A 7,385-nucleotide genomic window follows, 5' to 3' on the forward strand; every position below is an offset into this window, starting at 1 on the left:
AGGCGCCCAGCTCGGCAGCCTTCCAGAATGGCTGCCGAGTGGGCGTGACGGTCAGGCTGCCGGGCTGGCGGCCCTGGCCTTGCGTGGCGCACGCGGTTTGGCCGGCTTTGGCGCGGTTGCCGGCGCAGCCACCGGAGTCTTGGCGGCAGGGCTTGCTGCTTTGGGCTTGCGCGCTGCGCGCGGTTTGGCCGCCTTGGGTGCAGTCGCCGGAGTTGCTGCAGCCTTGACGGCGGGTGCTCTGCGAGCCTGCTTCAGCCCCAGTGCCTTTTCCAGTTCGACAAAGGCGTCATCGAGGTAGTCGACCAGCCGTTGCATATTGGGTACCGCGCGGCGACAGGCGGTGAAGCCGAACGCCATCTTGTCGACGTAGCTGGTCACGGTGATGTTGATCGCCTGGTAGGCCATGGGGATCGACACCGGATAACTTTCGTCCAGATGCGCGCCGTTCAGGTACAGATCCCTGGTCGGCCCGGGCACGTTGGAGATCACCAGATTGAACACCGGGTGGGATGCGGCGTGCCCGGTGATGACCGAAGGCAGCATCGGGCTCATCATCATCGCGGTGTGGGCCACCTTTTCCAGCCGGACCATTTTCGACATGCGCTGCTTGGCTGCCTGGGTCGAGGCGATGATGCGTTGCAGGCGCTCGATCGGGTCTGCCTCGTTGGTAGCCAGGTTGGCCAGAATGGTGGCTACCTGATTACCGCCCTTGTCGGTTTCGCCGTGCATGGATACCGGCAGCATGGCAATCAACGAAGTTTCCGGGAGCACATCGTTCTCTTGCAGATAGCGGCGCAAGGCACCTGAGCAGAGGGCCATCACCACATCGTTCAGCTTGGCACCGGAGGCCTTGCCGATGGCCTTCAGGCGTTCCAGTTCGTAGGACTGCGCGACAAACCGGCGCGAGCCGGAGATAGGCACGTTGAACGGGCTCGGTGGTGCCTGGAATGGTTGACTCAGCGCGGCATCCGGGCTGGATGGGCGCACAATTTCCCACAGGCCGCTGACTATGCCCGGCAGCATCTCGCGGCCGCCTTGCACTGCTTCGCCGAGTTGGCTGAACAGGCTTGTCTCTGCTTTTTTTGCGGACTTTGGCCGCCCATGTTCCTGGGCCCAGATCGGCGGCTTGATGTCTTTGGCGCTGTAGGAATGTTGCTGGATCGCCATCTTGGTTGCCGTTACCCCATCGACCATGGCGTGGTGCATTTTGCTGTAGATGGCAAAGCGCCCATCGGCCAGGCCCTCGATCAGACTGACTTCCCACAGCGGGCGCGAGCGGTCCATCAGGGCGCCGTGCAAGCGCGAGACCATTACCAGCAGTTCACGAATACGTCCCGGCTTGGGCAGGGACAGATGGCGCAGGTGGTAATCGAGATCAAAATCCAGGTCTTCCTCCCAGTACCAGACACCGAGTTTTTGCAGCGGCCGCTGATTGAACGGTTTTTCGGCAGTCAGGTGCTTGCGCCAGGCCTGGTAGAGGTTCTCGGCGTAGTCGGGGCCGGCATCTTTGGGCGGGGTGTAGATGCTCAGTCCGCCAACGTGCATCGGCTGCTGGCGCTGTTCGATCAGCAGGAACATCGAGTCCTGCAGGTTCATTGCTTTCATGTCGGCCACTCCGGTCTTGTTGGTTTTGTTCTGAGCCTAGCATTGGGGAGGCCATTGCGGCTGTCTACGCATATTTAAGCAGGGTGGCTGCGGGAGGGGTATGCTCTGATCAGGTGCGGACGGGAAGGGATTGCCATGCAGTTCCTGGATGATCGCCCTGAAATGGTGCATTGAGATCAAGGGCTGCGTATAACCATTTGATAAGTATGGATTATCTTGTGTGGCGCGAGCTTTGCATCATGAACTTGGCCTGAATGACAAGGAGCAAGGCATGGCCCGTGAGTTCTATGACGAAATGTACGATGCGCGCGGCAAGGTGCGTCCGCACTACAAGGAATTTTCCCGCTGGCTGGCGGCCACGCCCCCCGATCAGCTGGCCCTGCGCCGGCGCGAGGCGGATCTGCTGTTTCACCGTGCGGGCATCACCTTCACTCTCTACGGTGATGATCAGGGCACCGAGCGGCTGATTCCGTTCGACATCATTCCGCGCAGCATACCGGCCAGTGAATGGCGCATGGTCGAACGCGGCTGCATCCAGCGCGTCAAGGCGCTGAACATGTTCCTTGCCGACCTCTATCACGACCAGCGCATCATCAAGGCCGGGATCATTCCTGCCGAGCAGGTGCTGGCCAACGAGTGCTACCAGATCGCCATGCAGGGCCTGAACCTGCACCGCGATATCTATTCGCATATCTCCGGGGTCGATCTGGTGCGTGATGGTGACGGCACCTACTACGTGCTCGAGGACAACCTGCGTACGCCCAGCGGTGTCAGCTACATGCTGGAAGACCGCAAGATGATGATGCGCCTGTTCCCTGAACTGTTTGCCAACCAGCGCATTGCGCCGGTTGACCATTATCCCGGCCTGTTGCTGACAACGCTGAAGGGCTCCAGTCCGGTGGATGACCCCTGCGTGGTAGTGCTGACCCCCGGCCGGTTCAACAGTGCCTACTTCGAGCACGCGTTTCTGGCCCGTGAAATGGGTGTGGAACTGGTCGAGGGCGCGGACCTGTTCGTGCGCGACACGCATGTCTACATGCGCACCACGGCCGGCCCCAAGCATGTCGATGTGATCTACCGGCGGCTGGATGACCTGTTCCTCGACCCGCTGGCGTTCAATCCGGATTCGATGCTCGGTGTGCCCGGCCTGCTCAGTGCCTATCTGGCCGGTCACCTGATCCTGGCCAATGCCATCGGCACTGGTGTGGCGGACGACAAATCGGTGTATCCGTTCGTGCCGGACATGGTGCGCTTCTATCTGTCGGAGGAGCCGATACTGGCCAACGTGCCGACCTGGCAATGCCGCAAGCCCGAAGAGCTGTCCCATGTGCTGGCCAATCTGCCCGAGCTGGTGGTCAAGGAAACCCAGGGCTCCGGTGGCTACGGCATGCTGGTCGGGCCGGCGGCGAGCAAGGCGGAAATCGAAACGTTTCGCGAGCGGCTCAAGGCCAATCCCGGTGGCTATATCGCCCAGCCCACGCTGAGCCTGTCGACCTGCCCGACCTTTGTCGAAGACGGCATCGCGCCCCGGCATATCGATCTGCGCCCCTTCGTGTTGTCCGGCAAGGAAGTCTGCCTGGTACCCGGTGGCCTGACGCGGGTGGCACTGCGCAAGGGTTCGCTGGTGGTCAACTCATCCCAGGGTGGCGGCACCAAGGACACCTGGATAGTCGAGGATTAAGGAGCATATGGCATGTTGAGTAGAACGGCAGGCGACCTGTACTGGATGTCGCGTTATCTGGAACGTGCGGAGAATCGTGCGCGGATGCTCGATATCAGTTATTCCTTGTCACTGATGCCGCAGGATGGTCGCGAGGGGCTGGATGAACTGGCCATGCCCTTGCTGATCACCGGCACTCTGGACGAGTATCTGGGCTGGCACGGCCAGCTGCATGGCGAGCGCATGTTGCAGTTCTTTGCGCTGGATCCGAATAATCCCACCAGCATTTTCAGCTGTCTGCGCGCCGCGCGGACCAATGCCCATGCCGTGCGCGGACGGATCACCGCCGACATGTGGGAAAACATGAACTCGACCTGGCTGGAGATGCGCGGCATCGCCGCCGAAGGTCTGACCCGCTACGGCATCAGCCGCTTCTGCGAGTGGGTCAAGCAGCGCTCGCAGTTGTTCAGGGGCGCGACGACCGGCACGCTGATGCGGCATGACGCCTATCGCTTTCTGCGCCTTGGCACGCATATCGAACGGGCGGACAACACCTTGCGACTGCTCGACTCGCGCTATGAAATGCTTGGCGACAAGGAGGCCAGCCTGACCGAGGGCTCTGCCTATGCCTACTATCAGTGGACCGCATTATTGCGCGCCCTGTCGGCGTCCGAGGCCTACACCGAGCTGTACCGTGATGCGCCGGGGGTGCGCCAGGTGTCGGAGTTGCTGATCCTGCGGGATGACCTGCCGCGCTCGCTGCACAGCTGCCTGGATGAAATCAACCAGATACTGGTCAGCCTGCCCGGCAATACCGGGCGCTCGGCGCAGCGTCTGGGCGCCGAGCTGGGTGCGCGCCTGCGCTTTACCAGTGTTGACGATATCTTGTCCGAGGGGCTGCATGTGTGGTTGTCGGATTTCATCGTGGAGATCGGCAATCTGGCGGATGCCATTCATCGTTCCTACCTGGAGGTCGCATGAGACTCTCGATCAGCCACGAAACCACCTACACCTATGCCGATCAGGTGCGCAGCAGCATTCAGTATCTGCGCCTGACCCCGCAGGAAAGCGAGCGCCAGCATGTGGTCGAGTGGTGGCTCGATCTGCCGGGCCTGGTCGAGGCGCAACGCGATGCCTACGGCAACATCCTGCATGTGCTGACCCTCGAACAGCCGCATGACTCGATCACCATCGGTGCGCGCGGGGTGGTCGAGATCGACGTGAACTGTGAAGGTGAGCACGACAGCGGCTCGCCATGGCCGTACACCCGCACCACAGCGCTGACCGAGGCGGATCCGGCGTTGCGCGAATTTGCCCTGAAGATCTGCGGGGAGGGGCGCCAGCGCAGTGACCTGATCCAGCTGATGCATGCCCTGCTGGAAGCCATGCCCTACAGCCCCGGTGCAACCGACGTGGAAAGTACTGCGGCCGGTGCGTTTGCCGCGGGCGCCGGGGTTTGTCAGGACCATACCCATGCCTTTGTTGCCTGCGCCCGCAGTCTGGGTATCCCGGCGCGCTATGTGTCCGGCTACCTGTACAGCGATGATCTTGCGCACCTGGCCAGCCATGCCTGGGCGGAAGCCTGGCTGGATGGTGTCTGGTATTGCTTCGATGTCACCAACGGTTTGTCGCGTCCCGAACGGCATCTGAAGCTGGCGGTCGGCATGGATTATCTGGATGCCTGCCCGGTACGCGGCATGCGCCGCGGTGGTGGCAGCGAGAAGATGCACGCACAGGTGTATGTGCACCCCAATGCCGAGCAACAACAGGATCGCCCGGAGCAGCAGCAGAAACAGCAACAGCAACAGCAGCAACAGCAGCAGCAACAGCAGCAGCAACAACAGCGTCGATAGCCGGACGGCAGCGCCGTGAACCGTGGCGCTGCCAGATCCGGTCTGTCTGTACTGGATGGCTGTTCAGTGCTGCTTCAGCGGGTCTGGCCAGCGCTGCCGGCGGACAGCTCCGGTTACACATACACAGCTTCTCAACCTCGGGCAGCCTGCATACTTTCAGGAGCCGGGACTCTCGCGTCTCCGCTTCACAGCCCATCCAGCCAGTGCTGCCGACTTAAATCGCGGTGAGCGCCATGATCGAGCCGCCCATGACCACCCGCCCCACCCACAAACCACGGCCGCTGATTGACCTGCTGGTCAGTCTGCTGCTGCCCTCGCTGATTCTGATGAAGTTGAGTGGCGAAGCCGATCTGGGCGCAGATCGCGCGCTGATTCTGGCACTGGCCTTTCCCTTCGGCTGGGGCGCCTTCGAGCTGATCAGATACCGCAAATTCAACTTCATTGCCTTGCTCGGCCTGATCAGCATCCTGCTGACCGGGAGCATTGGCCTGTTGCAGCTGGATGCCGGCTGGCTGGCGGTCAAGGAGGCGGCCATTCCGGGGCTGATCGGTCTGGCCGTGCTGCTTTCGACGCGCACACGCTACCCGCTGATCCGCACGCTGCTGTTCAACAATGCAGTGCTCAATACCGGGCTGATCACCGATCGGCTGGCGGCTTCGGGCAATACCCGAGTGTTCGAGGAACGCTTGCTCAAGGCCACCTACTGGTTGAGCAGTACGTTTTTCTTTTCTTCGGCGATGAACTACGTGCTGGCCAAGTGGATCGTGGTCAGCCCGGCCGGCAGCGAAGCCTTCAATGCCGAACTGGGCCGTATGAATCTGCTCAGCTATCCGATGATCGCCATTCCCTCGATGCTGATGCTGATGGCTATCTTCTATTACCTGTGGCGCAATATTCAGGAACTCACCGGTCTGAAGCTGGAGGAGGTGATCCATGATCCGGACAAGGACAAGACGGCCTGATGCACCGGCAGCGCCCTAGCCCAGCCAGTTGACCCCGGCAAACTTGCTGTGGAAGCTGGCGGGCATGGCGGTCACTTTGCCGCTCTGGTAGTTGAAGAAGACGAACCCGGATTTGGCCATGGCCACCAGTGCGCCATCGGCCGGGCGGGTAATGCGGAAGGTGATGTCGCCGCCGTATGGGTTGAAGTCCATCACGCCGACTTCGAACAGCAACAGGTCACGGGCGTGGGCTTCGGCGCGGTAGGTGGTGGCCAGATCGGTAACGATGATGCCGACACCGTCGAGCGGCACCTCGGGAATGCCGAACTCGAACAGAAAGCGCGCCCGCGCTTCGGAAATCATCGAGATCATCGAATCATTGCCCAGATGGTTGGCAGCGTTGATGTCGGTGACCCGGACGGTGAGTTGGGTACGGTAGCAATACTGGTCTTCGGGAAATTGCAGGTTCAGGCGTGCCATAGTGGTGTTGTGCCTCGGGCGCAGCGGTCAGCGCTGTCAGGGGTGGGTGGCAGGTGGGCTATTGTCCTGCAGTTCGGCTGATTGTGTCTGCTGCCTGCCGGCGTCGGGTGCATTCGCTCTGGCCGACAGCCGCGCATTACCGGCTAGACTGAGATTTTGCTGGAGTGGAAATACGTTTATGCCGGTTATGCGCCCACCTTCCCTGCTGCCTACCCTGATGTCCACGCTGGGGCTGTTCCGGCATGCCCATCGCGGACTTGCCGAGCCGGCACAGATGCCCTGCATCGAGCGAACCTTGCCCGCCGGCGCGCTTGACCCGAAATGGCTCAAGGCCTATTGCGCTTGCATCGGCTTGCCGGCAGTTCCGCAGGATTGTTTGCCGCCGCTGACCCTGCAGATTGCCGGCGCCCCCCTGCATATGGCGATCCTGGCAGACGCTGCGTTTCCGTTCCCGGCGCTGGGACTGGTGCACATGACGCAGGGGGTGAGCCAGAGCCGGGCGATTCCCGCTGATGCCCTGCTGAGCCTGCGCGCCTTCAGCGGCGAAGCCCGCCTTGAGAAGCGCGGCATGAGCTTCGGCCTGATCACCGAGGCGAGTCTGCACGGTGAAGTGGTCTGGCGTGGCGAAACCCGCGCACTGGCAATCGACCGGTCACGGCAATCTGTCCCGGCGGTCGAGCGCAGCAGCCCGGAGGCCATTGCGGCGACGGCCGGCAAGCCGCGTTGCGAGGTGCGCCTGCAGGTGCCGGAAGCTACCGGCCGGCATTATGCCGGTATTGCCGGTGACCTCAATCCGATCCACCAGCATGCGTTGCTGGCCCGCCTGTTCGGCTTCCGCCGGGCCAT

The 7,385-nt window shown here is 62.0% G+C and carries 7 protein-coding genes; 5 read left to right on the forward strand and 2 right to left on the reverse strand.

Annotated features, from left to right (window positions below; all coding sequences use genetic code 11):
* Nucleotides 1-51: 51 nt before the first annotated feature.
* Nucleotides 52-1,605: a WS/DGAT/MGAT family O-acyltransferase gene (locus BLT89_RS17475; RefSeq protein WP_090198494.1), complete on the reverse strand. Its 1,554-nt coding sequence runs from the start codon at nt 1,603-1,605 to the stop codon at nt 52-54.
* Between the two features lie 271 nt (nt 1,606-1,876).
* On the opposite strand from BLT89_RS17475, the gene BLT89_RS17480 reads away from it, so the two are divergent.
* The 4 genes from BLT89_RS17480 to BLT89_RS17495 all read left to right on the forward strand — a co-directional run bounded on the left by BLT89_RS17480 (nt 1,877) and on the right by BLT89_RS17495 (nt 6,080).
* Nucleotides 1,877-3,286 carry a circularly permuted type 2 ATP-grasp protein gene (locus BLT89_RS17480; RefSeq protein ID WP_090198497.1) on the forward strand — a complete coding sequence of 470 codons (1,410 nt, stop codon included), beginning with the start codon at nt 1,877-1,879 and terminating at the stop codon, nt 3,284-3,286.
* Between the two features lie 12 nt (nt 3,287-3,298).
* A complete protein-coding gene (locus BLT89_RS17485) occupies nt 3,299-4,246 on the forward strand; it encodes an alpha-E domain-containing protein (protein ID WP_090198501.1) in 948 nt (315 codons plus the stop codon).
* Nucleotides 4,243-5,118: a transglutaminase family protein gene (locus tag BLT89_RS17490; RefSeq protein ID WP_090198505.1), complete on the forward strand. Its 876-nt coding sequence runs from the start codon at nt 4,243-4,245 to the stop codon at nt 5,116-5,118. The genes BLT89_RS17485 and BLT89_RS17490 overlap by 4 nt, the downstream gene beginning before the upstream one ends.
* A 233-nt stretch (nt 5,119-5,351) precedes the next feature.
* A complete protein-coding gene (locus tag BLT89_RS17495) occupies nt 5,352-6,080 on the forward strand; it encodes a VC0807 family protein (RefSeq protein WP_090198508.1) in 729 nt (242 codons plus the stop codon).
* Between the two features lie 15 nt (nt 6,081-6,095).
* Here BLT89_RS17495 and BLT89_RS17500 read toward each other — a convergent pair whose 3' ends face one another.
* Nucleotides 6,096-6,539: a thioesterase family protein gene (locus BLT89_RS17500; RefSeq protein ID WP_090198511.1), complete on the reverse strand. Its 444-nt coding sequence runs from the start codon at nt 6,537-6,539 to the stop codon at nt 6,096-6,098.
* A 178-nt stretch (nt 6,540-6,717) separates the two neighbouring features.
* Between BLT89_RS17500 and BLT89_RS17825 the strand changes: the two genes are divergently transcribed.
* Nucleotides 6,718-7,385, forward strand: a 668-nt coding sequence (locus BLT89_RS17825; RefSeq protein ID WP_090198514.1) for a hotdog family protein, incomplete at its 3' end; no start/stop codon positions are given.

The organism is Pseudomonas pohangensis, assembly GCF_900105995.1.
Classification (GTDB): domain Bacteria; phylum Pseudomonadota; class Gammaproteobacteria; order Pseudomonadales; family Pseudomonadaceae; genus Aquipseudomonas; species Aquipseudomonas pohangensis.

Excerpts from the sequence above, each read along its gene's own strand:
- BLT89_RS17475 (WP_090198494.1), bottom strand. The coding sequence starts at position 1,605 with ATGAAAGCAATGAACCTGCAGGACTCGATGTTCCTGCTGATCGAACAG.
- BLT89_RS17480 (WP_090198497.1), top strand. The coding sequence starts at position 1,877 with ATGGCCCGTGAGTTCTATGACGAAATGTACGATGCGCGCGGCAAGGTG.
- BLT89_RS17485 (WP_090198501.1), top strand. The coding sequence starts at position 3,299 with ATGTTGAGTAGAACGGCAGGCGACCTGTACTGGATGTCGCGTTATCTG.
- BLT89_RS17490 (WP_090198505.1), top strand. The coding sequence starts at position 4,243 with ATGAGACTCTCGATCAGCCACGAAACCACCTACACCTATGCCGATCAG.
- BLT89_RS17495 (WP_090198508.1), top strand. The coding sequence starts at position 5,352 with ATGATCGAGCCGCCCATGACCACCCGCCCCACCCACAAACCACGGCCG.
- BLT89_RS17500 (WP_090198511.1), bottom strand. The coding sequence starts at position 6,539 with ATGGCACGCCTGAACCTGCAATTTCCCGAAGACCAGTATTGCTACCGT.